This is a genomic window from Acrocarpospora corrugata, from assembly GCF_009687845.1.
Taxonomy (GTDB): Bacteria; Actinomycetota; Actinomycetes; order Streptosporangiales; family Streptosporangiaceae; genus Acrocarpospora; species Acrocarpospora corrugata.
Map to the genome: position 1 here is coordinate 172,063 of NZ_BLAD01000039.1, position 25,377 is coordinate 197,439.

The 25,377-nt window shown below is 70.4% G+C and carries 19 protein-coding genes; 8 read left to right on the forward strand and 11 right to left on the reverse strand.

Annotated features, from left to right (window positions below; translation table 11 throughout):
* Window positions 1-11: 11 nt before the first annotated feature.
* Window positions 12-2,708 (forward strand): helix-turn-helix transcriptional regulator, encoded by a 2,697-nt coding sequence (locus Acor_RS06700; protein WP_155335666.1) that lies wholly within the window; start codon window positions 12-14, stop codon window positions 2,706-2,708.
* Here Acor_RS06700 and Acor_RS06705 read toward each other — a convergent pair whose 3' ends face one another.
* Window positions 2,709-4,124, reverse strand: a complete 1,416-nt coding sequence (locus tag Acor_RS06705) for an acyl-CoA carboxylase subunit beta (protein ID WP_155335667.1) — start codon at window positions 4,122-4,124, stop codon at window positions 2,709-2,711. It abuts the gene before it with no gap.
* A 253-nt stretch (window positions 4,125-4,377) separates the two neighbouring features.
* On the opposite strand from Acor_RS06705, the gene Acor_RS06710 reads away from it, so the two are divergent.
* Window positions 4,378-7,569 (forward strand): GH92 family glycosyl hydrolase, encoded by a 3,192-nt coding sequence (locus Acor_RS06710; RefSeq protein ID WP_246238468.1) that lies wholly within the window; start codon window positions 4,378-4,380, stop codon window positions 7,567-7,569.
* Window positions 7,570-7,613: 44 nt separating this feature from the next.
* Here Acor_RS06710 and Acor_RS06715 read toward each other — a convergent pair whose 3' ends face one another.
* From Acor_RS06715 to Acor_RS06730, 4 genes are read right to left on the reverse strand one after another with little or no spacing between them, the layout of a single operon-like run.
* A complete protein-coding gene (locus tag Acor_RS06715) occupies window positions 7,614-8,984 on the reverse strand; it encodes a glycoside hydrolase family 5 protein (RefSeq protein WP_155335668.1) in 1,371 nt (456 codons plus the stop codon).
* A 29-nt stretch (window positions 8,985-9,013) separates the two neighbouring features.
* Entirely contained in the window at window positions 9,014-9,802 is a 789-nt protein-coding gene (locus Acor_RS06720) for a carbohydrate ABC transporter permease (protein WP_155335669.1), read from the reverse strand.
* Complete coding sequence (locus tag Acor_RS06725; RefSeq protein ID WP_155335670.1) at window positions 9,795-10,751, reverse strand: carbohydrate ABC transporter permease; 957 nt, start codon at window positions 10,749-10,751, stop codon at window positions 9,795-9,797. Before Acor_RS06725 ends, Acor_RS06720 begins: the two co-directional genes overlap by 8 nt.
* Window positions 10,752-10,793: 42 nt before the next feature.
* Window positions 10,794-12,170, reverse strand: coding sequence for an ABC transporter substrate-binding protein (locus Acor_RS06730; RefSeq protein ID WP_170316814.1), 1,377 nt, complete (start codon window positions 12,168-12,170; stop codon window positions 10,794-10,796).
* A gap of 430 nt (window positions 12,171-12,600) precedes the next feature.
* Between Acor_RS06730 and Acor_RS06735 the strand changes: the two genes are divergently transcribed.
* A complete protein-coding gene (locus Acor_RS06735) occupies window positions 12,601-13,590 on the forward strand; it encodes a LacI family DNA-binding transcriptional regulator (RefSeq protein ID WP_246238469.1) in 990 nt (329 codons plus the stop codon).
* Window positions 13,591-13,593: 3 nt separating this feature from the next.
* On the opposite strand, the gene Acor_RS06740 is transcribed toward Acor_RS06735, so the two are convergent.
* Window positions 13,594-14,451 carry an NAD-dependent epimerase/dehydratase family protein gene (locus tag Acor_RS06740; RefSeq protein WP_218034155.1) on the reverse strand — a complete coding sequence of 286 codons (858 nt, stop codon included), beginning with the start codon at window positions 14,449-14,451 and terminating at the stop codon, window positions 13,594-13,596.
* Between the two features lie 232 nt (window positions 14,452-14,683).
* Here Acor_RS06740 and Acor_RS06745 point away from each other — a divergent pair, with 232 nt between their 5' ends.
* From Acor_RS06745 to Acor_RS06765, 5 genes are read left to right on the forward strand one after another with little or no spacing between them, the layout of a single operon-like run.
* Window positions 14,684-15,049 carry a tautomerase family protein gene (locus Acor_RS06745; protein ID WP_155335672.1) on the forward strand — a complete coding sequence of 122 codons (366 nt, stop codon included), beginning with the start codon at window positions 14,684-14,686 and terminating at the stop codon, window positions 15,047-15,049.
* A 29-nt stretch (window positions 15,050-15,078) separates the two neighbouring features.
* Entirely contained in the window at window positions 15,079-16,095 is a 1,017-nt protein-coding gene (locus Acor_RS06750) for an NAD-dependent epimerase/dehydratase family protein (protein WP_155335673.1), read from the forward strand.
* Entirely contained in the window at window positions 16,095-16,973 is an 879-nt protein-coding gene (locus Acor_RS06755; protein WP_155335759.1) for an SMP-30/gluconolactonase/LRE family protein, read from the forward strand. The genes Acor_RS06750 and Acor_RS06755 overlap by 1 nt, the downstream gene beginning before the upstream one ends.
* Before the next feature lies 1 nt (window position 16,974).
* On the forward strand, window positions 16,975-17,952 hold the full coding sequence (locus Acor_RS06760; RefSeq protein ID WP_155335674.1) for an aldo/keto reductase: 978 nt from the start codon (window positions 16,975-16,977) through the stop codon (window positions 17,950-17,952).
* A 25-nt stretch (window positions 17,953-17,977) separates the two neighbouring features.
* Window positions 17,978-20,305: a beta-xylosidase/alpha-l-arabinosidase gene (locus Acor_RS06765; RefSeq protein WP_155335675.1), complete on the forward strand. Its 2,328-nt coding sequence runs from the start codon at window positions 17,978-17,980 to the stop codon at window positions 20,303-20,305.
* Between the two features lie 49 nt (window positions 20,306-20,354).
* Here Acor_RS06765 and Acor_RS06770 read toward each other — a convergent pair whose 3' ends face one another.
* The 5 genes from Acor_RS06770 to Acor_RS06790 form a co-directional block, all read right to left on the reverse strand.
* Window positions 20,355-21,350 carry a Gfo/Idh/MocA family protein gene (locus tag Acor_RS06770; protein ID WP_155335676.1) on the reverse strand — a complete coding sequence of 332 codons (996 nt, stop codon included), beginning with the start codon at window positions 21,348-21,350 and terminating at the stop codon, window positions 20,355-20,357.
* On the reverse strand, window positions 21,347-22,243 hold the full coding sequence (locus Acor_RS06775) for a fumarylacetoacetate hydrolase family protein (RefSeq protein WP_155335677.1): 897 nt from the start codon (window positions 22,241-22,243) through the stop codon (window positions 21,347-21,349). Before Acor_RS06775 ends, Acor_RS06770 begins: the two co-directional genes overlap by 4 nt.
* An 8-nt stretch (window positions 22,244-22,251) precedes the next feature.
* Window positions 22,252-23,400, reverse strand: a complete 1,149-nt coding sequence (locus Acor_RS06780; protein WP_155335678.1) for a mandelate racemase/muconate lactonizing enzyme family protein — start codon at window positions 23,398-23,400, stop codon at window positions 22,252-22,254.
* A 26-nt stretch (window positions 23,401-23,426) separates the two neighbouring features.
* Window positions 23,427-24,167 carry a ribonuclease activity regulator RraA gene (locus tag Acor_RS06785; RefSeq protein ID WP_155335679.1) on the reverse strand — a complete coding sequence of 247 codons (741 nt, stop codon included), beginning with the start codon at window positions 24,165-24,167 and terminating at the stop codon, window positions 23,427-23,429.
* A gap of 128 nt (window positions 24,168-24,295) precedes the next feature.
* Window positions 24,296-25,330: a LacI family DNA-binding transcriptional regulator gene (locus tag Acor_RS06790; RefSeq protein WP_155335680.1), complete on the reverse strand. Its 1,035-nt coding sequence runs from the start codon at window positions 25,328-25,330 to the stop codon at window positions 24,296-24,298.
* Window positions 25,331-25,377: the final 47 nt, after the last annotated feature.

Here is a 25,377-nt window from a genome sequence, read left to right on the forward strand (position 1 = left end):
GAGACCACGAGATGACGGTGGACGACGGACGCGAGGGCCTGGCGACCCTGCGGGCGCTGCTGGCCGAGGCGGTCGCGGGCAAGGGCAGGATCGCGATGGTCACCGGCGCGGTGGCGACCGGCAAGAGCGAACTGCTGTACGCGATCGCCGAACGCGCCTTCGACCAGGGCGCGCTGCCCCTGACGGCCACCGGTTCACCGGCCGAGTCCGGCCTGCCGCTGGGCGTGCTGTCCCAGCTCCTGCACAGTGCGCCGCTGCCTGACTCGAAGCGGCGCACCGTGCTCGGCCTCCTGGACGACGACCGGGGCGCCGAATCGGCCGAGCACGTCGACGTGCGGATCGTCGACGCCCTCGGCAGGATCCTGCTGGATCTGGCCGAACGCTGCCCGCTGCTGATCGCGGTCGACGACGTGCACCACGCCGACCGCGCCTCCCAGCAGTGCCTGGCCTACCTGGCCAGGCGGGTCAAGTTCGCCAACGTCATGCTCGTGCTGAGCGCCGCGGAACACAGCCCCCACCTGCGCACCCTCTTCCACACCGAAGTGCTCAGGCAGCCGCACTGCCGCCAGGTACGGCTCACGCACCTGTCCAGGGCCGGCGTCGACGCCCGGCTAGGCGAGGACGCCCACCGGTTCGGCGCGGTCGTCCACACGCTGAGCGGCGGCAACCGGCTACTCGTCGACGCCCTGCTCGAAGACCTCCAGAGCACCGGCGCCCCCGGCGACCACTACGGCGAAGCGGTCCTCGCGTGTGTGCGCAGGCTCGGACCGTGCATCCAGGAAACCGCCTACGGCCTGGCGGTGCTGGGCGAGCCCGGCTCGATCGGCCGGCTGCTCGGGCTCGGCGAGAGCGACGCCGTCGTCGACAAGTCGCTGCGGGCGCTGACCGGGGCCGGGCTGCTGACCGACGGCCGGTTCCGGCACCAGGCGGCCCGCTCGGCCGTCCTGGCGGAACTGGACACCGCCGACCGCATCCACCTGCACCGCCGCGCCGCCGAACTGGCCCACCGCGACGGCGCGAGCGCCGACGTGGTGGCCGGCCACCTCCTCCAGGCCAGCCACGCGGGCGACCCGTGGGCGCTGTCGGCCCTGGAGGAGGCGGCCAGGCTCGCGTTGCGCGACAACGGCGTGGAAGCCGCGATCGAATACCTCAAACTCGCCTGGCGGGCCTGCGACGACGAACGCCGCCGGGCCAGAATCGGCACGGCGCTGGTCCGGGCCGAATGGCGGATCGACCCCGGCGCCCCCACCGGCCATCTGGCCGAACTGACCGACGCGCTGCGCAAGGGCCACCTCGGCGGCGGCGACACCGTCGTGCTGGCCAAGGCGCTGCTCTGGCACGGCCACGTCCAGGACGCCATAAACGTCCTGGACCGCCTGCGCGAACTCGGCGAACCCGACCAGGAGACCACGGCGGAGCTCGCCGCCGCCCGCCCGTGGTTCCGCGCCCTCTACCCGTCGTTCCTGGCGCACCTGCCGGAGGTCACCGTCTCGCAGGCGACCGCCGCCGCGTCCTCCCTGGGCGTCGGCCGCCGGATCGAGTCGGCGGGCGCGCTCGCCGGGGTGCTCACCCATGGCCCCCGTGAGGAGACCGTGGCGACCGCCGAACACATCCTGCGTGGCTCCCGGCTGGACGAAATGACCATGGACACGGTCGAGACGGCGCTGCTGGCCCTCACTTACACCGACCGTTCCGGCCGTGCCGCCCCTTGGTGCGACGCCTTCATCGCCGAGGCGGAGACCCGCGGCGCCCCCAGCCGCCAGGCCCGCCTGTCCGCCATCCGGGCGGAGATCGGCCTCCGGGAGGGCGACCTGGCCGCGGCCGCCGCGGCCGCGCGGCGCGCCTTGGAGATCATTCCCGCGGAGAGCTGGGGGGTGGCCGTGGGCGGGCCGCTGGGCACCCTGCTGCTGGCCGGCGCCGCGATGGGCCGCCTGAACGACTTTCTGCCCGAGTTCAACCGGTCAGTTCCCGAGGCGATGCTGGAGACCAGGCACGGCCTGCAGTACCTGCGCGGCAAGGGCCGGTTCAACCTGATGGCCGACCAGCCCGACCAGGCGCTGCGCGACTTCCTGCGATGCGGCGAACTGATGACGCGCTGGGAGCTGGACGTCCCCGGCTTCATCGCGTGGCGACTGGACGCCGCCGAGGCGCTCATCGCACTGCGGGAGGACGACGAAGCCAGGCGGCTGGTGAACGACCAGCTCTCCCGGTGCGGGCGCCAGTCCCAGCGGGTGCGGGGTTCGTCGTTACGCCTGCTGGCCGCCGTCAGCGAGGTCCGCCACCGCCCGGCCATCCTCCGGCAGGCCGCCGATCTGCTGGAGGCGGGCGGCGACCAGTACGAGTACGCCCGGCTGCTGTTCGACCTCACCGAGGCCTACCACGCCACCGGCGAACACCGCAGGGCCGGGATGCTCGGGCAGCGCGCCCGCGCCCTGGCCGAGGAGTGCCACGCCGAACCGCTCAGCCGGGCCCTGCCCCGGCGGGACTGGGACGATGCCGCGGCGGCCGACCTGCCGACGCAGCTCAGCGACGCCGAACGGCGGGTGGCGGAACTGGCCGCCGACGGGTTGACGAACCGGGAGATCTCCGGGCGGCTGTTCATCACGGTCAGCACGGTCGAGCAGCATCTGACCCGCGTCTTCCGCAAGCTGAAGGTGTCCCGCCGGACGGATCTGCCGGAACTCCTCGCCGGTGAGGCGAGCGCGTGATCACAGCGGAATGTTGCTGTGGCGTCCTCGTGCGTAGGGCGCCTGGTCGAGGGCCTCGGCCAGCCGGAATCGGGTGGAGTCCGGGGAGATGACCTCGTCGACGACGCCGAGCGCGAGTGCGCGCTGGACCCCGCCGGAGACGCGGAGGTGTTCCTGGGTGAGGTGCGCCTTCAGGGCGGCGCGCTCCTCGTCGGGGGCGGCGGCGAGGGCCTTGCGGTGCAGGATGCCGACGGCGGCCTCGGCGCCCATGACCGCGACTTCGGCGTCCGGCCAGGCGAAGACCGAGGTGGCGCCGAGGGAGCGGGAGTTCATCGCGATGTACGCCCCGCCGTACGACTTGCGGGTGATCAGGGTGACCCGGGGGACGACCGATTCGGCGAAGGCGTGCAGCAGTTTCGCGCCGCGCCGGACGACGCCGTCCCATTCCTGGGCGACGCCGGGCAGATAGCCGGGGACGTCGACGAGCACCACCAGGGGCACGCCGAGCGAGTCGCACATCCGTACGAACCTGGACGCCTTCTCGGCGGAGAGGGTGTCCAGGCAGCCGCCCTTGCGGATCGGGTTGTTGGCCAGCACGCCCACCGAGCGCCCGCCCAGGCGGCCCAGGCCGACCAGGATGTTGGCGGCCCAGCGGGGCTGCAACTCCTGGAACCCCTCGTCGACGATCGCGTGCACGAGGGGGCGGACGTCGTAGGCGCGGCGCGGCGAGTCGGGCAGGAACGCGGCCAGGTCGCGGCGTTCGGCGAGCGCGCCGAGGTGGAAGGCGCCGGGTTTGGTGAAGATGCCGGTGAGGCGGCGGGCCCGCTCGTAGGCCTCGTCCTCGCCGCCGGTGACCACGTGGGCGACGCCGGACTTGGGGCCGTGCGCCTCGGGGCCGCCGAGGCCGGCCATGTCGATGCGCTCACCGGTGACGCCGCGGACGATCTCGGGGCCGGTGATGAAGATCCGCGCGTCCTCGGCCATGATCACGATGTCGGTGAGGGCGGGCCCGTACGCGGCGGCTCCCGCGGCGGGGCCGAGCACGACCGAGATCTGCGGGATCACGCCGGAGACCCTGGTCATCGCGGCGAACATGCGGCCCACGCCGTGCATCGACTCGACGCCGTCGGCCAGGCGCGCGCCACCGGAGTGCCACAGGCCGATCACCGGGCAGCCGAGGCGTTCGGCCGCGCCGATGGCCTCGACGATGTGCTCCGCGCCGGCGCCGCCGAGCGAGCCGCCCATCCGGGTCGCGTCGGTGCAGTAGGCGACGACGGGCGAGCCGTCCACCCGACCGCACACGGCCTGGACGCCGCTGTCGTCGTCGGCGTGCAGGGGCACGAGCGAGCCGGGGTCCAGCAACCGGGCCAGCCGGATCGAAGGGGCCCGGTGGTCCAACTCGATTTCAACGGTTTCGACGATCTGCATGGCTGTCATCCGCGAATCCCGATTCCCTGGGAGAAACAGATCGGTGTTATCGCCGAATGTGCCAAGCCGACCCCCTGCGGCCAACCCCTATTTTCCGCCGACCCGGCCAGAAAGGCCGCTGACCAGCGACAACACGGCATTGGCAACTTGTGACCGGCAATTCTGCTGATTGACCGCCTGCTCACATTCCCGTTTCCTCGTCGTGATCACGATGTTCTGATCGCACCGAGGGAGTACTTCCTTGTCCATATGGTCAGCACCGATGGTCGCCGCCCTCGTGGCGACGATGGCATTGCCGGCGGGTGCGGTTCACGACACCGTGCCGGCCCCGGCCACCGACGTGGCCGCACTGGTCAACCCCTTCCTCGGCACCAAGGCGGGCGCCGCGGACTTCGGGCACGGCGGCGGCGCGGGCATGAACTTCCCCGGCGCGGTCGTGCCGTTCGGCATGATGCAGTGGAGCCCCGACACGATGGAGAACGCCGGGGGCGGCTACGCGTATGAGGACAACCGCCTGCGCGGCTTCTCGATGACGCACATCTCCGGGCCCGGCTGCACCGGCGCGCAGGATTTTCCGGTGATCCCGATCTCCGGCCCGATCGGCCGGTCACCCGCCACCCACGGCGCCGACTACATCCAGACCTTCAAGCACGAGAACGAGAAAGCCTCCCCCGGCTTCTACAGCTCGGTTCTCGACACCGGCATCAAGACCGAGCTGACGGCGAGCCCCCGTGGCGGCGTGGGCCGGTTCACCTTCCCGGCCGGCAAGCCGGGCACGCTCCTGCTGAACACCAGCGGCTCGGTCAACGGCGTGGACGACGGCGAGACCAGGATCAGCGGTAACACGGTCACCGGCTGGGTGCAGACGGGCGGGTTCTGTGGCCCGCCGATGCGGTACAAGGTGTACTTCCACGCCACGTTCGACCAGCCGATCCTCGGCTACGGCACCTGGAAGGACGACACCGTCACGCCGGGGGGCGCGGCCGTGCGCAACGCCTCCGAGGCGAAGGTCGCCAACGCCGACGTGGTCACCCCGGGGGACATCGCGGTGAACGGGCCCGGCTCGGGCGCGTACCTGGAGTTCGATCCGGCCCGGCCGGTTCAGATGCGGGTGGGTCTGTCCTATGTGAGCCTGGCCGGCGCGAAGAACAACCTGGCCGCCGAGATCGGCCAGGACGGGGTGGAGCAGGTCGCCGCGAAGGCGCGGGCCGGCTGGAACGCCCGGCTGGGACAGGTACGGATCGGCGGCGGCACCGACGAGCGGCGGCGCACGTTCTACAGCAACCTCTACCACGCGCTGCTCCAGCCGTACGTGTTCGAGGACGTGGACGGCGCCTACACCGGCATGGACGGCCGGCCGTACAAGGTGGCTCCAGGAAAGCACCACTACGCGACCTTCTCCGGCTGGGACATCTACCGCAGCGAGGTCCAGCTCCTCGCCCTGCTCGCGCCGGATGTGGCCAGTGACATCGCCCAGTCGATGTACGACAACGCGCAGTCGGTCGGGAACGTCTGGGACCGCTGGTCGCACCAGAACGCGATCACCGGCGTCATGGTCGGCGACCCGTTCCACTCGATCCTGGCCAGCATGTACGCCTTCGGCGCGCGCGGCTTCGACGCCCCCGCGGCGCTGGACGCGATGGCCAGGGCGGCCCGCCGGGTCGGCCCGCAGGACATCGGCCACCCGCAGCTCGGCTACGACGAGCGCCCAGGCAACGCCGACTTCATGGCCAAGGGCTACGTCCCGATGGACCCGTCCACCACCCTGGAGTACGGCATCGCCGACTTCGGCATCGCCCAGCTGGCCGCCCGCCTGGGCAACGCCGCGCTGGCGGGCGAGTTCATGAAGCGCGCACAGGCCTGGCAGAGCACCTACAACCCGGCGAACACCTGGATTCAGCCGAAGATGGGCGACGGCGCGTTCCGGTCGCCGTTCGACCCGGCCTCGATGAACTCCTACATCGAGGGCAACGGCGCCCAGTACCAGTGGCTGGTGCCGCACAACGTGCGCGGCCTGTTCGACGCGATGGGCGGCAACGCGGCGGCGGTCTCCCGGCTGGACGAGTTCTTCAAGGTCCTCAACGCCGGCCCGAACCAGCCGTACGCCTACCTGGGCAACGAGCCTTCGGCGGCCACGCCGTGGTTGTACGCGTGGGCGCGCCAGCCGTACAGGACCCAGGACCTGGTGCGGCGGATCCAGAACGAGCTTTTCACCTCGGCCCCGGACGGCCTGGTCGGCAACGACGACCTCGGCGCGATGGGCTCCTGGTACGTCTGGTCCGCGATCGGCCTGTTCCCGGCCATTCCCGGCCGGGCCGAACTGCTGGTCAACACGCCGCTGTTCGACTCGATCACCATCAAGCGCCCGGCCGGCGACCTGGTCGTCAACGCCCCGGGTTCGGCCAACCGGTACGTGCGGACGCTGAAGGTCAACGGCGTGGCGACGACGAAGGCGTGGCTGCCGGAGACGATCGCGCAGCGCGGCGGCCGGCTGGACTTCACCACCGCCGCCACCCCGAACACCGCGTTCGGTTCGGCCGCCGCGGACGCGCCGCCCGCGTTCAACGACGGCGCGAAGCCGCTGGTGCTGGGCCTGAACCCGGGCAGCGGTCCCGCCGAACCCGGCCGGACCTTCGTGACCACGATCACGGCACGGTCGGCCGGCAGCACCGCAGGGTCGGTGCGCTGGGAGGCGAAGCCGCCGCCCGGCCTCTCGGTCGCCCCGGTCAGCGGCACACTCAGCCCGGCAGCGGGCGGCGGCGCGGCCTCACAGCGGATCACGGTGACCGTGCCCGCGAACACCCCGCTCGGCATGGTCAGCATCCCGATCATCGGATCCGGCGGACTCAACGCCGCAATCCGATTGAACGTGGCCAAGCCCGGCACTCCCGCCTGGCACCACAACAACGCCAGCATCGGCGACGACACCAAGCCCGGCAGCGCCAACGTGGACGGGGCCAACTTCAGCTACTCCGCCCAGGCGCTCGGCGCGGTCGGCCTCACCCCAGGCGCGGCGATCAACTGGAACGGCTTCACGTTCACCTGGCCGAACCGCGTACCCGGCGAATGGGACGACATCCAGCCCGGCGTCAAACCGCTGGACGTCACGGCTCCCCCCGGCGCCACCAAGATCGCCTTCCTGGGCGCAGGCACCGGCGGCTACCCCGAGGTCGACGCGACGCTCACCTACACCGACGGCACCACGACCAAGGCCAAACTCGGCATGAGCGACTGGCTCCTCGACTTCGGCGGCGGCCGGCCGGAGTACGGCAACGAGATCATCGCCTCCAGCCCCTACCGGCTGTACGGCGGCTCATGGGCCATGCAGCCCATCCCGGCCCACGTGTTCGCGGCCCAGCCGCTCACGCTCAACCCGGCGAAGAAGCTGAAGACCATCACGTTCTCCCCCGCCGAGGACGGAACCCTCCACCTCTTCACCTGGGCCTTCCTGTAAGCACGCAAAAGGGGTGCCGGGCGGAACCGGCACCCCTTTTCCGATCAGCCGGCGGTCAGCTGGTCGCGCAGGGTGGTGCGGACGTCGCAGTTGGCCACGGCGAAAGAGTCGGCCAGCGCGATGAGGTCGTCGTCAGTGAGGTCACGGAACAGTTCGGCGTACTCGTAGGCCAGGGGCTGCGCCACCGTGAGGTTGAGGATCAAGGTGCGGACCCAGTCGAAACGGCCCCACGGGTACGGGTCGAAGTCGGGGAACTCTTCGGCGATCATCTCGTAGAACGGCTTGGTGACCTCGGGGATGCCGAGGCCGTTGCTGCCCCACTGGTCCGCGCCGAGCCGGTTCTTCTTGGCCACGAAATCGCCGAAACGCTTCAGGTAGGGCGAGTCGGGGCGGACCATGACCAGGCCCTGACGGCCCAGGTCCTTGTACATCCAGATGGACCAGCCGGCGTCGTCGCGGCGGTAGATGTCGAGCTGGTCGGTCAGCAGCTGGCGGCGCATGGCGTCGCCGCGCTCGTCGCCGTTGTAGATGGGGCCGAACTCGCCGACCCAGATGGGGGTGTCGGTGCGGCGGCAGTATTCGGTGCGCTCGGCGTACTTGGCTTCCAGGGCCGCCTTGTCGAAGTACTTGCCGTCGGTCAGGCCGGGGTAGTCGCCGCCGCCGCCGAGGCCCGGGGCCGCGTAGTCGTGGGCGACGTAGACGGTGTTCTCCCACGGCTCGTCGAAGACGTCGAACTCGGTGGAGTAGGTGTTGCCGTCCAGGAACAGGATGTGCCGGTCGTCGATGGCCCGGATGGCCTTCACCAGGCGGGTGTAGAACGGGCCGACCACCAGGCGGGACTCGTCGGCGGGCTCGTTGATCGGGTTGTACCCGGCCACCCAGGGGTTGTCCTTGTAGTGCTCGGCGATGTGCTCCCACATCGCCACCACGCGGTCCTGGAAGTGCGGGTGGTCCCAGAACGCGGGCCGGTGGGTGGGGTTGTCGGAGTGCCAGTGGTGGTTCTGCGAGCCGGGGAGCGCGTGCAGGTCGATGACCGAGTAGATGCCGTGCCGCGCGCACGCCTCGATCGCCCGGTCCAGGTGGCGGAACCCGTCCTTCTTGAACTCGAACGGCTTGCTGTCGTCCTCGAAGTGGCGGTAGTTGACCGGGAAGCGCACGCAGTTCATGCCCGCGTCGGCCAGCAGCTTCGCGTCGTCCTCGCCGAAGAACGCGGTCAGCAGGCGCTCGAAGAAGAGCTCGTAGCGGTCGTCACCCAGTACCGAACGGACCGTGCTGCGCATGAGGGACTCATTGCCGGAGTAACCGGTGATGAAGTTTTCCATGTTCAGCCAGCCGCCGACCGCGACGCCGCGCAGACGGACGGGGGTGTCCGTCTCGTCGACGAACTGGCGTCCCACGGTACGAAGAAACGTCATGGGGTCTGTTCCTCAAATCTGGTTAATGGTTACTTGATCGCGCCGGCCGACAGGCCGCGCTCGAAGAGCCCTTGCAGGCACAGGTAGGCCACGATCTCGGGGATCGCGGTGATGACCGCGCTGGCCAGCACCTTGGTCTGGTCGTTGCTGAACTGGCTGACGAAGAACTGCGGCAGCAGCGTGACGGTCTGCTGGGCCGGGTCCTGGATGAGGACCAGCGGCAGCAGGTAGGCGTTCCACGAACCGATCAGCGTCAGCACCACGATCGCCGCGGCGATCGGGCGGGTCATCGGGACGACGATGTAGCGGAAGGCCGTGAACGTGCCGGCGCCGTCGATCCTGGCCGCGTCGAAGAGCGCGTCCGGGACGCCGTCGATGAACCTGCGCGCGATCAGGATGGTGAACGGGATCTGCAGCGCGGCCAGCGGCAGCACCACCGCCCAGTAGGTGTCGTACACGCCGAGCGCGAGGGTGGTCGCGAACAGCGGGGTGAGCAGCACGACCTCGGGCAGGGTGAGGGCGGCCAGGATCATCCAGAAGTAGATCTCCTTGCGGCGGATCTGCAGCTTGGAGAATCCGAACGCGGCCAGCATCGTCAGGACGTACACGATCAGGATCGTGGAGACGGAGATGATGACGCTGCTCTTGAAGAACGTCCCGAGGGCGCCGACCTCGAACACCGCGCGGTAGTTGCCGACGCCTTCGCCCGCCAGTGAGCCCTGCACCATGACGATCAGGGGAAACAGGTACGGGATGATCATCAGGGTGGCGAGGATCTGCAGGATGAGTTTGGCCGACAGGCGGCGAGCCTCAAACACCGGTCTCACTGTCCTTCCGGTTGGCCCGGACCGCGATGGCGATGGCGCCGACCAGGGCCAGGATGAGCAACATGATCGACAGGGCCGCGCCGTACCCGACGTGGGCACTGGGGATGCTGATCCGGTAGATGTAGGTGCCGAGGAACTCGGTGGCGTAGTTGGGGCCGCCGATGGTCACCAGATAGGGGACGTCGAAGGTCTTCAGCGCCCCGATCACGCTGAGCATGCCCAGCGCCACGGTGGTGCCGCGCACGCCGGGCCACACGATGCTGACCAGGGTGCGGATGTTGCTGGCCCCGTCGGTACGGGCCGCTTCCAGCGTCTCGGGGTCGATCTGCCCCATCGCCGCGTAGTAGAGGACGAAGGTCAGGCCGGTGAAGTTCCAGACGGTGATGAACATGATGACCGGCATCGCGGTGCTCGACTGGGCCAGCCACGGCTGGGACAGGAAGCCCAGGCCGAGGTGGTCGAGGGTCCAGTTGAGCTGGCCGTCGGCGGCGAACATCTGCCGGAACACCGGCGCCATCGTGGCCGGCGCGATCACCACCGGGGTGAACACGATCACCTTGTAGACGGCGCTGAGCTTGACCTTCGAGTGCAGCAGGGCCGCGAACACGAACCCGAGTGCGGTCTGCGCGGTGAAGGTCACGATGAAGAAGATCACCGTGTGCCAGATGGCCTGCCAGAAGATCGGGTCCTGCAGAATCTGCTCGTAGTTGCCGAGGCCCACCGAGGTCGGGGTCGGGCTGGTGCCGTCCCAGTCCAGGGTCGACAGGTAGCCGGTCTCGCCGATGCAGAAGTAGAGCAGGCCGACGACGAGGATGAACGCCGGCAGGATCCATGGAAGGCCGGAGGGTCGCGCCACCCTCCCCCGGGATCTTCCCGGGGAAGGGGGCGCGGTGGACGACGGACGGCGCGCCCCGGTCTTCGGCGAGGTCGTGGAGGTCATGGGTCTCCCTGCACGTAGTGGTTGGGACGGGCCGTCCGCGGGTTACTTGATCTTCGAGGCGGTGGCCTGCAGGGTGGCCGCGGCCTCCTCGGGGGTGGCCTCACCCGCCGCCACCGTGGTCGAGGCGACGCCGATCGCGGTCTGCAGGTCGGCGACCACGGTCGCCAGGCGCGGCTCGGTGGACTTGCCGGCGTCGGTGATCAGCTTCTCCAGGGCCGGCTTCTGCACCTCGGGGTTGACCAACTTGACGGTGTCCCAGTTGGGCTGCGCGCTGACCAGGGCGGGGATGTCGTTGAGGACGTCGGCCACCACCTGCTGGCCTTCCGCGGAGGTGCCCAGCCAGGTCGCGAAGGTCGTGGCGGCGGCGATGGACTTGGACCTCTTGTTCACGGCCAGCCCGAAGTCCGCGTCACCGTAGAGCGCGCCGACGTTGCCGGTGCCCGCCACGTCCGGGAACGGGATGGGGAGCTGGGTGAACGGCTTGGCGTCGGCGACGCCGGCGCCGGAGATGGCCGCCGTGCTGCCTTCGATGGTGGAGTACTGCATGTACCAGGTGCCCATCATCACCATGGCGTACTTGCCGGACATGAAGCCGTTGTTGGCGTCCGGGTACTGCTGCATGCCGAGGGCGCCCTCCTGCATGATCCCGTCGTCGAACAGCTTCTTCCACAGGCCCAGCGCCTTGACGATCGCCGGGTCGGTCCACGGGACCTCACCCTTGAGCGCCTTCTCCCACACGCCGGGGGCGACGTTGTCGGTGATGGCCTGGATGGTGTCCTCGTTGAACGCGGTCTGCGCGGCGCCCTGCACGAAACAGCCGACGTTGTTGGCCTTGAAGGTCTGACAGACCTTCAGCCACTCGTCGTACGTCGTCGGCGGGGTCAGCTGGTACTTGTCGAACAGGTCCTTGTTCACCCAGACCGTTCCGGAGAACACCGAACCGACGGACAGGGCGGCGAGCTTGTTCTCGTTCATCAGGCTGGTCACCCCGATCGGGGCCAGCTTGGACTTCCAGTCCGCGCCCAGCGTCTTCTCGACGGCGGGCGTGAGGTCGATGGCGTTGACGCCGTAGATGTCGACCGAGCCGTTGGCCGCGCCGGGCGCGACGTCGAAGACGTCCGGGCCGACCGAGGAGGCCAGCGCGGGGCGGATGGCCGCGTCATAGCCGTCGATGGTGAGCTTCTTGAAGGTGACCTTGATGTTCGGGTAGACCTTGTTGAAGGCCTTGATGTAGGCCTCGGCAGGGGTCGCGTCGGGTGTCCACCCCCACCAGGTGATGTTCCCCGAGTCGGCGGAGCCCTGGTCCGCGGTCTCGGCCGGCGCGCCGCCGGCGCATCCGGCGAGCGCCAGCGCTCCGACCATGAGCGCGGCAACGGCTCCAAGGGGGCTGCGCTTGAAGATTCGCGAAGATCCCAGCATGTGATCTCTCCTTGCAACGTGATAGGCACGCACCGTGGTATGACGCCGTTTCCGCGCCCTGCGAGAACTGCCGACGGTTCGACCGAACGACGAGAGCCGGACCTGGCTAAACTTCCGAAAGTTTCGGAAAGTGGTCTCGGGAGAGCGAAACATCGGGCGCCCGGCAGTGTCAAGAATCTGGGCTAAATTGTTTCCGTTAAGTTTCGAAACACTCGATCTTCACAATCCCGTAATCCTGGCCGTTTCCGAGCGTCGGGATGGGGGTCCTCTCGCACGTTTCCGCAGCTCTCCTGGCATCTGGGCAGTTCAGGCCGGGCCGGTGCTACGGTTATAGAAAGTTTCGACAGGTCGAATCTACGCATGAAGAGGTGTCGTGGCGATCGAACCGTTGGCCCCGAGCACACGGAAGCGGCCCAAGCGTGCCAGCCGTGTGACCATCGCGATGGTCGCCCGGGAGGCGGGCGTGTCCGTGCCGACCGTGAGCAAGGTGCTGAACGGCCGGGACGCCGTCGGCCCGGAGACCCGCCGGCGCGTGCAGGATGCGCTGAATTCGACAGGTTACCAGCGTAGGGCCAGGTCAGAGCCACGAAAGGTGGGTCTGGTGGACTTCGTGATCACCGAGCTGGACACCGCCTGGGCCTGCGAACTGCTCCGTGGCGCGGAGCAGGAGGCCTACCGGCTGGGCACCCGGCTGGTGCTGACAGTCACCCACGACCGGCAGGCCAACCCGCGCGAATGGCTGCACACCCTCGCCTCCCGGCCGACCGACGGCGTGGTCCTGGTGGCGTCGAGCACCCGGCAGGTCGCCGCGACACGGCTCCGAACGATCGAGGCTCCGTTCGTTGTCATCGACCAGTACGGCGGCTACGACCACGACATCCCGACGATCGGCGCCACCAACTGGGCCGGCGGTTTCGCCGCCACCGAGCACCTGATCGGCCTCGGCCACCGCCGGATCGGCGTGATCACCGGACCGGACGACGTCCGGTGCAGCCTGGAGCGCCTGGACGGCTACCGCGCCGCCCTCCGCCGCGCCGGCCTGCCGGTCGACGAACGCCTGGTACGGCAGGGCGACTTCTACGCCGAGGGCGGCAGGCGCGGCGCGGGAGAGCTGCTTGACCTGCCGGAACCTCCGACCGCGGTGTTCGCCGGCTCCGACCAGCAGGCGGCCGGCGTGTACGAGGAAATGCGCGTCCGTGGCCTGCGGGTGCCCGATGACCTCAGCGTGGTCGGCTTCGATGACACCGAGGTCTGCGAGTGGATGGCCCCCCGGCTGACCACCATCCGCCAGCCCCTCGCCCAGATGGCCGTGCTGGCGGTGCGCAATGTGCTGGAAGCAGGACACCCGGGTGGCGAGCCCCTGCGCCTGGAGCTCTCCACCAGCCTGGTCGTCCGGGAAAGCACCAGCCCACCCAGGTAAAACTCAGAGCATGTCGCGCCAGGAGTACTCCGGCTCGAACCCCAGCTCAGCGCGTGCCCGCGTGATGTCGAGCGCGCCCTCGTAACCCTCCAGCGGGCGGCGCACCGGCACTCCGGGGAACACCTCCGCCGCCAGTTCGGCCGTGGGCCGATCCATCAAGGTGTCGTTCGCGGCGATCACATACGACGGCGCCCCGGTCACGTCGGCGAGCAGACCACGGCGACACGCCTGCGCCACATCACGTTCGTCGATGTACCCCCACAGGTCAAACACCCTGGTCAGCGGGTCGCCCCAGAAGCCGGGCAGCTTCGGATAGTCGGCCGCGACATGGATGTTGGACAGCCGCAGCGACACGATCGGAATGCCCGACCAAGCCGAAATATGCTCTGCCATCGTCTCCCCGACCACCTTCGACAGCGCGTAGGTCGACAGCGGATACGGATAGTGGTCCTCGTCCACCGGCAGGTAACGCGGCGGCGCGTCCGGACCGAACGGGAACCCCAGCGCGGTCTCGCTGGACGCCCACACGACCCGGCCGACGCCGAGTTTGGCCGCGGCCAGGAAGACGTTGCCGTTCATGGCGTTGTTGGTGTTGAGCGTGCGGGCGTCGGTGAAGTACCCCGGCGCGGGTATCGCCGCCAGATGAACCACGCCGTCCACGCCGGTCAGCGCGTCGACGGTGTCGCCGAAGTCGGTCAGGTCCGCGCGCAGCAGCGGCGTGCCGAGCTGTTCCCACAGCTCACCGCGGTCGCCGGGCGCTCCGGCCACGTCGACGGCCCGCACTTCGTGCCCGTGGGCGAGCAGGTCCTGGAGCACGGCCCGTCCGGCCTTGCCGCTCGCTCCTGTTACCGCGATCTTCACGGCTGGCCTCGCTTTCGTTCGGAATCCATACGGTAGTAGATCAGGCACCGAAAGTTCGTCGAAACTATCGCACCCCGCCAGCGGGCCCTGACAAGCAAAAACGCGGTCAATCGGGCCTGGCCGTTCGGTCCTGCACCTTGACGTCCGAGGTCGGTCGCTCTACTTTGTCAACGTACATCTGAAGTTTCGGATAATTTCCGAAAGTTTCCGCGCAATTCTGAAGGAGTCACCGGTGCCTCTGGTGCAGATCGACCTTGAGCGTTCCCTCGCCGAACGGCTGGGCGGGCAGATCAGCGAAGGGATCCATCAAGCCCTGGTGGACGCGCTCGGGATGGACCCGACCGACAAGTTCCAGATCTTCCGCACGCACGCGCCGGGCGAGATCGTCTTCGACCCGACGTACAACGGCGTCGACCGCCGTGACCTGGTCAGCATCCAGATCCAGATGGTCCACATGTACGACGTGACCACCAAGTGGGCGATGTTCGACCAGATCGCCAAGCGGCTGGCGGAGCTCGGCATCCGCAACGACGACCTGCTGATCAGCATCGTGGAGAACGGCTTCGAGGACTGGTACGCCGGCAAGTCCCGCAGCTGACCTCGATCCCCACAGAGCTGGAGTCCACCATGAAAGTCCTCTACATCGGCGGCACCGGCACGATCAGCTCGTCGTGCGTGGCCGAATCCGTACGCCAGGGCCAGGACGTGTACGTCCTGAACCGCGGCCGCACCGCACGCCGCCCTCTGCCCGAGGGCGTCACCCCCATCACCGGCGACGTCCAGGACCCCGAATCCGTACGCGCGGCCCTGGACGGCACGGCGTTCGACAGCGTGGTCAACTTCCTCAGCTTCGGCGCCGACGACACCGAGACGGCGGTCGGCCTGCTCAACGGCCGCGTCGGCCAGTACGTCCACATCAGCTCCGCCTCCATCTACCACAAACCGGTACGGCAGTGGCCGATCACCGAGTCGACCACCCGGCGCAACCCGTACCTGGCCTACGCCCGGGACAAGATCGCCGCCGAGGACGTGCTGCACCGCGCGTACCAGGAGCGCGACTTCCCGGTCACCGTCGTGCGCCCGTCGCACACCTACGACGACGCCAACCCGCCGCTGCCCGGCGACTGGACGGCCTGGGACCGGATCGCGCGCGGCGACGAACTGGTCGTGCCCGGCGATGGCACCAGCCTGTGGACCCTGACGCACGCGCGCGACTTCGCCGTCGGCCTGGCCGGCCTGATCGGCAACTGGCAGGCCATCGGCGAGGACTTCCACATCACCTCCGACGAGGCGCTGACCTGGAACGAGATCTACGGGATCATCGGCCGCACGGCCGGCTCCCCGGCCAGGCTGCTGCACCTGCCGTCGGAGTTCCTGCCGAAGGTGGCGCCGGACTGGTTCTGGTCCGACCTGATCCTCGGCGACCTGGCGCACAGCGCGGTGTTCGACAACAGCAAGATCAAGCGGTTCGTCCCCGCGTTCCGGCCCACCACCACCTGGTCGGAAGGGGCCCGGCGACTGCACGAGTGGCGGGCCGCGCACCCCGAGCAGACCCGCCCCGACGCCACCACGGACGCGGTGCTCGCCCGGCTGGTCGAGGGACACCGGGCCGCCGCCGCCGCGCTCGCGCCACTGGCCCCGTGATGTCCGGCGACCTGACCGCCGAGGTGTGGCTGGCGGTATCCGGCGTGCACCTGGAGGGCGTGACGTGGGACGACGTCGCGGGCCGCCTGCGGTTCGTGGACATCCCCCGGGGGCGGATCTTCGACGCCGCCCCCGGCGCCGAGGCCGGCTGGTTCGACCTGCCCGCCCCGATCACCGCCGTCCACCCGACCACCGACCCCGCCACCCTGCTGATCGCGGACGGCGACGGCATGGCGCTGACCTCCGGCGGCGTACTGACCGAGCGGCTGGCCGCGCCCCTCGCCGGGCGGCCGGAGATCCGCATGAACGACGGCAACGTCGACCCCGCCGGCCGCTATCTCGCCGGGAGCATGGCCTACGACTGCACGCCCGGCGCGGGGGCCCTGTACCGCCTGGACACCGACCGCTCACTGCACACCGTGCTGACCGACGTCACGATCAGCAACGGCGTGGACTGGTCCCCCGACGGCGCCCTCTGCTACTTCGTGGACAGCCCGACCCGCCGCGTCGACGTCTTCGACTACGACGTGACCTCCGGCGCCCTGTCCGGACGCCGCGCCTTCGCCGACACCTCCGACCTGCCCGGCATCCCCGACGGGCTGACCGTCGACGCCGACGGCGGGGTGTGGGTGGCGTTCTGGGGTGGCTCGCGCGTGGTCCGCTACGACCCCGGCGGCCAGGCGGAACGCACCGTCCGCCTGCCCGTCACGCAGGTCACCTCGTGCGCCTTCGGCGGCCCGGACCTGGACCAGCTGTACATCTCCACCTCCACCGAGGAACTCACCCCCGACCAGCTCCGTGACCAGCCCGCCGCCGGCGCGATCTTCCGGGCCGAGCCCGGCCGCCACGGCCGACCCGCGAACAGGTTCGTGATCTGACATGGCTTCTGACGTGGCCTCTGACCTGGCCGACGACCCGACGCACCGACGCCCGTTCGGCCGCACCGGGCTCAGCGTCACGCCCATCTGCATCGGCACCAGCCCGCTGGCCAGCATGCCCGCCCTGTACGGCTACGCGGTGGGCGACGCCCGCGCCGAAGCCACCGTGGACGCCGTCCTCGACGGCCCTTTCAACTTCCTGGACACCTCCAACAACTACGGCAACGGCAGCGCGGAACGCCGCGTCGGCGCCGTGGTCCGCCGCCGCGGCCTGCCGGACGGGTTCGTGCTGGCCACCAAGGCCGACGCCGACCCCGACACCGGCGACTTCTCCGGCGAACGGGTCCGCCGCTCGGTGGCGGAGAGCCTGGACCGCCTCGGCGTGGACTACGTGCCGGTCATGTACCTGCACGACCCCGAATACCACCTCACCTTCGAGGAGGCCATGGCCCCGGGCGGCGCGGTCGAGGCCCTGGTCGCGCTGCGCCACGAGGGCGTGGTCGGCCATCTCGGCATCGCGGGCGGCCCGGTGGAGCTGATGCGCCGTTTCGTCCAGACCGACGTGTTCGCGGCCGTGATCAACCACAACCGCTGGACCCTGGTCGACCGCGCCGCCGACCCGCTGATCGACGAAGCCGCGGCCCGCGGGGTCGCCTTCGTCAACGGCGCGCCGTACGGCGGCGGCATGCTCGTCAAGGGCCCCGACGCCCAGCCCCGGTACGCCTACCGCGACACCGACGAATCAGTGCGCACGGCCGTCCGCGCCATGCAGGACGCCTGCGCCGCCCACGACGTGCCCCTGTCGGCCGCCGCCCTCCAGTTCTCGCTCCGCGACCCCCGGGTGACCTCGACCATCGTCGGCGTCTCCGAACCCCAGCGGATCGCCGCCACCCTGGCGCTCGCGACCACCCCGATCCCCACCGACCTGTGGGACGAGCTCGACCGGCTGACGCCCCCACCGGGCGGGTGGCTGGAATGACCTACCGCACCAAACGGAGTGACACATGACCATCGTGACGGACACCGCCCAGGATGTGTGGAGGGACCCGCACCGGTCCCCCGAGGAGCGGGTCGAGGCGCTGATGGCGCGGATGAACCTGCCCGAGAAGATCGCCCAGCTGTACGGCGTCTGGGTGGGCATCGACAACACCGACGGCGAGATGGCCCCGCACCAGCACGAGTTCACCTCGCTGCCGGTCGCCTGGGACGAACTGGTCAAGGACGGGATGGGGCAGCTGACCCGGCCGTTCGGCACCGCGCCGGTCGACGCCGCCAAGGGCGCGGCCACCCTCGCCGCCGCCCAGCGCTCCATCATGTCGGCCGGCCGGTGGGGCATCCCCGCGGTCGTGCACGAGGAGATCCTGACCGGCCTGGCCGCCTGGCAGGCCGGCGTCTACCCGTCGCCGCTGTGCTGGGGCGCGACCTTCGATCCCGAGCTGGTCGAGCGGATGGGCGCCCAGATCGGCGCCACCATGCGCCGCCTCGGCATCCACCAGGGCCTCGCCCCCGTCCTGGACGTCGCCCGCGACCTGCGGTGGGGCCGGGTCGAGGAGACCATCAGCGAGGACCCCCTGCTGGTCGGCATGATCGGCAGCGCCTACGTCCGCGGCGTGCAGTCCGCGGGCGTCATCGCCACGCTGAAGCACTTCGTGGGCTATTCGGCGTCCAAGGGCGGCCGGAACCTGGCCCCGGTGTCGGCGGGCCGCCGCGAGATCGCCGACGTGCTGCTGCCGCCGTTCGAGATGGCGCTGCGCGCGGGCGCCGGCTCGGTGATGAACTCCTACGCCGACATCGACGGCACCCCGGTGGCGGCCGACCCCGCCCTCCTCACCGACCAGCTGCGCGACCACTACGGCTTCACCGGCACGGTGGTGGCCGACTACTTCTCCGTCGCGTTCCTGCAGACCCTGCACCACGTGGCGGAGTCCCCGGCGGACGCGGCCCGGCTGGCGCTCACCGCCGGCATCGACGTCGAACTGCCCACGGTGAACTGCTTCGGGCCGCCGCTGGTCGACGCGGTCGAGCGCGGCGAGGTGGATATCGCGCTGATCGACCGGGCGCTGCGCCGGGTGCTGCTGCAGAAGTGCGAACTCGGCCTGCTCGACGAAGGCTGGACACCCGAGCCGCCCGTGCTGAGTGAGGACGGCGAGGTCGTGCTGGACGACGCCGACGTGCGGGCCCTGGCCGGTGAGCTGGCCCGCCGCTCCGTCGTGCTGCTGCGCAACACCGCGGGGACGCTGCCGCTGGCGCCGGGCCTGAAGCTGGCCGTGGTGGGGCCGCGCGCCGACACCCCGCAGGCCATGCTGGGCTGCTACTCCTTCCCGATGCACGTCGGCGTGCACCACCCGGACACCGGGATGGGCATCGAGGTGCCCACGCTGGTGGAGGCGCTGCGCGCCGACCCCGCCGGCTACGAAGTGCGCTACACCCAGGGCGTTCCGGTGCTCGGCGGCGACGACGAGGGCATCGCCGCGGCCGTGGCCGCCGCGGCGGACGCCGACGTCTGCGTGGCGGTCCTGGGCGACCAGGCCGGACTGTTCGGGCGCGGCACCTCCGGTGAGGGCTGCGACGCGAGCGGCCTGGGCCTGCCCGGCCGCCAGGAGGAACTGCTGGAGGCCGTGCTGGCCACCGGCACCCCGGTCGTGCTGGTCCTGCTGGTCGGCCGTCCCTACGAGCTCGGCCGGCAGATCGACCGGCTGGCCGCCGTGGTGTGCGGGTTCTTCCCCGGCGAGGAGGGCGCGGCGGCACTGGCCGACGTGCTGTCCGGCCGGGCCGACCCGTCGGGCCGGCTGCCGGTGAGCTTCCCCCGGGACGGCGGCAACCAGCCGGCGACCTACCTGGGTGCGCCTCTCGCCCTGCGCAGCGAGGTCAGCAACGTGGACCCGACCGCGCTGTTCGCCTTCGGCCACGGGCTGTCCTACCACCCGGTCACCTGGGGCGGGATCACCGGGGACACCTCGTGGACCACCGCGGGCACCTTCGACGTGCGGGTCACCCTGCGCAACGAGACCGAGCGGACGGCGTGCGAAGTGGTGCAGGTCTATCTGCACGACCCGGTCGCCGAGGTCGCCAGGCCCGTGCAGGCGCTGCTCGCCGCGCACCGCGTCGACCTGGCCCCCGGTGAGACGCGCGAGGTCACCCTCACGCTGCACGCCGACCAGACCTCCTACACGGGGGCGTCCTGGCTGCGGCAGGTCGACCCCGGCGCGGTGGAGCTGCGGGTGGGCGCGTCCAGCGCCGACATCCGGGAGACCATCGCCGTCACGATGACCGGCCCTCGGCGGCACGTCGGCTTCGACCGGGTCATGCAGGCGACCGTCACCAGCGTGTGACGGCGAGAAAGACGGTGGCCCCGCGCGGCGGCGGGACCACCGTCTTTTCTCACTCGCCCGGGTAGCGCAGGCCGACCTGGGCCCGGACCTCGTCCATCGTGCCCATGATCTGGCAGGACTCGTCCAGGGTGAGGATCGGGCTCTCCAGCAGGCCCGCGCGCACGCAGCGCGCGACCTCCTCGGTCTGGAAGCGCAATCCGTTGCCCGGCACGGGGAACTCGTACCGCTCCACCGCGCCGGTGCGCGCGGTCAGCGTGAACGACGTCGGCCGGTACCACCAGGCGTCGATGTCGATGCGCGCGTCCGTCCCGGCGATGGTCGCCCGGTTGGGCAGGAACGCCTCCATGCTGCTGGTCGCCACGCCCTGGCGGCCGCCGCCGTACCCCATGATCATCGTGGTCTGGCCGTCCACGCCGGTGTCGCCGAACTGCGTGGCGGCGAGCACTGAGGCGGGGGCGCCGAGCACCATGGACAGGAACGACACCGGGTAGACGCCGAGATCGAGCAGCGCGCCGCCGCCCAGGTGCGGGTCGAACATGCGGTGCGCGGGGTCGCGGTGGAACCAGACGCCGTGCTCCGCGGTCACCATCCGCAGGTCGCCGAGACGGCCCTCGGCGAGCAGTTCGCGCAGCCGGACCATGTGCGGCAGGAAGCGGGTCCACATCGCCTCCATCAGGAACACCCCGCGGGCCCTGGCCGCCTTGACCAGGTCCTCGGCCTCGCCGCGGTTGATGGTGAAGGGCTTCTCGACCAGTACGGCCTTGCCCGCCTCGATGGCGGCCAGGGCGGCGTCCCGGTGCGCGGGGTGCGGCGTCGCCACGTACACCGCGTCGATGTCCTCGGCGGCCAGCAGTTCGGCCTGGTCGCCGTAGGAGCGGGGAGCGCCCACCTGGGCGGCGAACGCCTCGGCGCGGGCGGCGGTGCGCGAGCCGACCGCCACCAGCCGGCCGGCGTCGGACAGCCGCAGATCCTCGGCGAAGTCCTTGGCGATGCCGCCGGTGCCGATGACGGCCCAGCGCAGGGGTTCGGGGGTCGGGGTGGTCATCGCAGCGAGCTCTCCAGAGTCAGGGCGGATTCGCCGGGCTTGCCGCGCGTGACGGGGTTGCGCAGCACGCCGACGCCACCGATGCCGATCTCGACCACGTCGCCGGGGGCGAGGGTGAACGGCGACGGCGGCACCAGGCAGGTCCCGGTGGACAGCACCACGCCGTCAGGGTGCACGTCGCCGAACATCAGATAGTCCACCAGGCCGTCCAGCCGCCTGCGCAGCTGCCCGGTGCCCGCCTCACCGTGCCACACCGATTCGCCGTCGCGGTGGATCGTCATCTCGATGGGCAGGTCATAGGGGTCCTCGACCTCCCACACCGGAGTGACCCAGGGGCCCAGACCGCAGGCGCCGTAGAAGATCTTGGCCTGGGGCAGGTAGAGCGGGTTCTCGCCCTCGATGCTGCGCGAGGACATGTCATTGCACACCGTGTACCCGACGATCTCGCCGAGGTTGTTCACCACCAGGGCCAGCTCGGGCTCGGGCACGTCCACCACCGAATCCGGGCGGATGGACAGCTCTCCCCCGGTGCCCACCGCCCGCCAGCCGACCGACTTGAAGAACAGCTCGGGCCGCTCGGCGTCGTAGACCTGCTCGTAGACGGTCGCGGACCGCTCGCTCTCCTCGACCCTGGCCTCCCGCGAGGTCCGGTACGTGACACCCGCCCCCCACACCTCGGTACGGCCGTCCACCGGCGCCAGCAGCTCGGCCTCCGCCAGCGGCACCCGCTCACCGAACGGACCCTCTGCCAGCCTGGCGCGCAGCGCGTCCAGCGGCAGCGTCCACAGCTGCGCGAGGGACGCGACACCGAGCAGCTCGGCGACGACGCCGTCGTCGTGCAGGCCGATCCGGGGTTCGGCGGATTGTCGCGTTCGATACCTGACGATGTTCACCTGACTCCTTAAATTTCCTGCGCGTGGGCCCGCAGGTAGTCCATGTCGAAATCGAGCCCGAGGCCGGGGCCCGGCGGCAGTCTCAGCCGTCCGTCGCGGTTGTCCAGCGGGGTGCGCAGGAACTGGTTGTACGCGCCGAGGTCGTGGCTGCTCGACTCCAGGCGGTAGAAGTTCGGCACGGTCAGCATCACGTGGCCGCCCGCGACGAGGTTGACGGGACCACTCGCGTCGTGCGGGGAAACCGGGACGTAGTACGCCTCGGCCATTGTGGCGATCTTCTTCAGTTCGCTGATGCCGCCGGTCCAGGTCACGTCCGGCATCACGAAGTCGGCGAGCCGGTTCTCCAGCACGGGGACGAAGTCCCAGCGGGTGTGCAGGCGTTCGCCCACCGAGATGGGCACGCGCACACGGTCCCGTACCTGCTGGAGGGCGTGGCGGCTCTCGGGGGGCACGGGCTCTTCGTACCAGTGGATGCCGCCCACGTCATCCAGTGCCTGGCCCAATCGGATGGCGGTGGGGACGTCGAATCGGCCGTGCGCGTCGACGAGTAGTTCGACGTCGGGCCCGGCGAACTCGCGGATCCATTCGGTCAGCTCGATCGCCTGGCGCTCCAGCGCCCGGCTGAGCCGGCCGTCGAGGTAGCGGTCGTTGGCCGGCGGCTGGCCGGGTTCGTGCGGGAACGGGTCGAACTTGATGGCGGTATGCCCGGAATCGACGATCTTCCCGATCTCCTCCGCGACTCCGTCCCTGGTGCCGAACCGGGACTGGTCGGGGTGGGTGTACAGCAGCAGATCGTCGCGGACCGCGCCGCCGAGCAGGTCGTACACCGGCACGCCGAGCACCTTGCCGCGGATGTCCCACAGCGCGATGTCGATGGCGCTGACCACGTTCGTGCCCGCCCCGCGACTGCCCAGGTAGGTGAACGCCCGGAACATCTTGTGCCAGATGTCCTCGATCCTGGCGGGGTCGTCCCCCGCGAGCAGCTCACCCGCCTGCCGCAACAGGGCGGCGACGCCGCGATTGGCCGCGCGGGTCGTGGTGGTGACCTCGCCCCAGCCGTCCACGCCCTGGTCAGTCCGTACCTGCAAAAACAGGAACTCGCCCCAGTAGGAGCCGCCCGACCGCACCAGCCACGGCACCAGCTCGACGATCTTCACGCCACCCGCTCCTCTCCGGCCCGACGTCACGCGCCGTGCCGGGCCTGCCGCCACCGCTCGTACTCGGGCGTGACCTGCTCCGCCAGCGGATAGTACGTTTTCAGGTCGCCGCCCTCGGACAGCCGCGTGCGGGAGAACTCCTCCCATTCGGCATGCCGGCTCGCCTCGGCCAGCAGGGCGGGGGCCAGCTTGATCGGGACGACCACCGCGCCGTCGTCGTCGGCGACGATGATGTCGCCCGGCACGACGACGGTGTTGCCGCAGGCCACCGGCACATTGACGGCGGTGGGGAAGATGTCGGTCTGGGAGTGGAAGTTCGGGGTCGCGCCGCGCACCCACAGGCCGAGGCCGAGTTCCCGCACCTTGCCGAGGTCGCGCACGCAGCCGTCCACGACGACGCCGAGGCCGCCGCGGTTCTTGAAATAGAGCATCATCATCTCGCCGAACACGCCGCTGCCCATGTCGCCGCGCGCGTCCACCACCACGATGTCGCCCGGCCGGGTGTGGTAGAGCACGTGCCTGTGCAGCTGCTTCTCCGGCTCGGCGTACTCGTCGACCGGGTAGAGGTCCTCGCGCTTCGGCATGAACTGCAGGGTCAGCGCCGGGCCTGCGACGCAGACGCCGGGCGTGTGCGAGACCGGGCCGCGGATGTGCGCGCTGCGGATCCCGAGGCGGTTGAGCTCGCTGCTCGCGGTGGCGCTGCCGATGGCCTGTAATCCGGCCACGAGTTCGGCCGCCGGGCGAACGATGTCGTGCGTCTCGAACACGTCGGTCTCTCTTTCGCCCGGAGATCATCGGCCAGCGAGTTTCGAAGGAATTTCGTAAACGTTCGCTGATGTAATCGTAGCGTCCGGGCGACGTCCAGGTCACACCGCCGAAACATCGAAACTCAGGTTCAGCGGGCCAGCGGAGCCGTACTGCCGCGCACCACCAGCTTGGTGGACAGTTCGACCCGGCCCTCGGGCATCTCGCTGCCGTCCTGGTGCACCAGCAGGGTGCGGACGGCCAGGGCGGCCAGCTCCGCGATGGGCTGCCGCACCGTGGTCAGCGGCGGGGTCACCCACTGCGCCATCGGCACGTCGTCGAAACCCACCACGCTCAGGTCGGCGGGCACCCGCAGGCCGCGCTGCTGGATCGCGGCGTAGACGCCGAGCGCCTGCTCGTCGTTGGCCGCGAAGATGGCCGTGGGCGGTTCCGGCCGGTCCAGCAGGGCCTGCGCCAGCGTGAAGCCGGAGGAGTAGTGGAAGTCGCCGTGCTCGACGAGCCCGTCGTCGGCCACGATCCTGGCCCGCTCCAGCGTCGCGCGGTACCCGGCCAGCCGCGCCTGGCTGCACAGGAAGCGCATCGGCCCGGTGATCATGCCGATCCGCCGGTGCCCGAGGTCGATGAGGTGCTGGGTGGCGGCCATCCCGCCGCCCCAGTTGCCCGCGCCGATCGACGGGATGTCGGTCTCGGAGTCGCCGACCGGGTCGACCAGGATGGCCGGCACGCCGAGCTTGGCGATCCGGGTGTGGTCGGCCGCCGTCAGCTCCGATAACGCCAGGATGATGCCGCGCGGCGACCGGTCGGCGATGTCCTCCAGCCACTGCTGCCCGCGCCCCGGGCCGCTGTCCAGCGCCGACACCACGATGCCGACCCTGGCGGCCCTGGCCGCCGCCTCGGCGCCGCGGATCATCTCGGCGGCCCACGGCGTGCTCGGGTCGTTGAACAGCATCTCCATCAGGCCGCCGCGGCGTTCCGCGACCACCGGGCGCTTGGTGCGCTTGGTGGGCACGTAGCCGCGGGTGACGAGCATGGCCTCGATCTGCACCCGGGTGGCCGGCGCCACATCCGAACGGCCGTTGAGGACCTTGGACACGGTCGCCCGGGACACCCCGGCCTCGGCGGCGATGTCGGCGACGGTGACGCGCGGTTCGATCGAGTCGGACACCAACCGTTACTCCATCACCGAAACTTGGCTTCACTGTCTAGTAAGCA

What these genes read in the sequence shown, in the direction of transcription:
- Acor_RS06730 (WP_170316814.1), bottom strand. Translation starts at nt 12,170, where the DNA reads ATGCTGGGATCTTCGCGAATCTTCAAGCGCAGCCCCCTTGGAGCCGTT.
- Acor_RS06700 (WP_155335666.1), top strand. Translation starts at nt 12, where the DNA reads ATGACGGTGGACGACGGACGCGAGGGCCTGGCGACCCTGCGGGCGCTG.
- Acor_RS06750 (WP_155335673.1), top strand. Translation starts at nt 15,079, where the DNA reads ATGAAAGTCCTCTACATCGGCGGCACCGGCACGATCAGCTCGTCGTGC.
- Acor_RS06755 (WP_155335759.1), top strand. Translation starts at nt 16,095, where the DNA reads ATGTCCGGCGACCTGACCGCCGAGGTGTGGCTGGCGGTATCCGGCGTG.
- Acor_RS06765 (WP_155335675.1), top strand. Translation starts at nt 17,978, where the DNA reads ATGACCATCGTGACGGACACCGCCCAGGATGTGTGGAGGGACCCGCAC.
- Acor_RS06710 (WP_246238468.1), top strand. Translation starts at nt 4,378, where the DNA reads ATGGTCGCCGCCCTCGTGGCGACGATGGCATTGCCGGCGGGTGCGGTT.
- Acor_RS06760 (WP_155335674.1), top strand. Translation starts at nt 16,975, where the DNA reads ATGGCTTCTGACGTGGCCTCTGACCTGGCCGACGACCCGACGCACCGA.
- Acor_RS06705 (WP_155335667.1), bottom strand. Translation starts at nt 4,124, where the DNA reads ATGACAGCCATGCAGATCGTCGAAACCGTTGAAATCGAGTTGGACCAC.
- Acor_RS06725 (WP_155335670.1), bottom strand. Translation starts at nt 10,751, where the DNA reads ATGACCTCCACGACCTCGCCGAAGACCGGGGCGCGCCGTCCGTCGTCC.
- Acor_RS06715 (WP_155335668.1), bottom strand. Translation starts at nt 8,984, where the DNA reads ATGACGTTTCTTCGTACCGTGGGACGCCAGTTCGTCGACGAGACGGAC.
- Acor_RS06770 (WP_155335676.1), bottom strand. Translation starts at nt 21,350, where the DNA reads ATGACCACCCCGACCCCCGAACCCCTGCGCTGGGCCGTCATCGGCACC.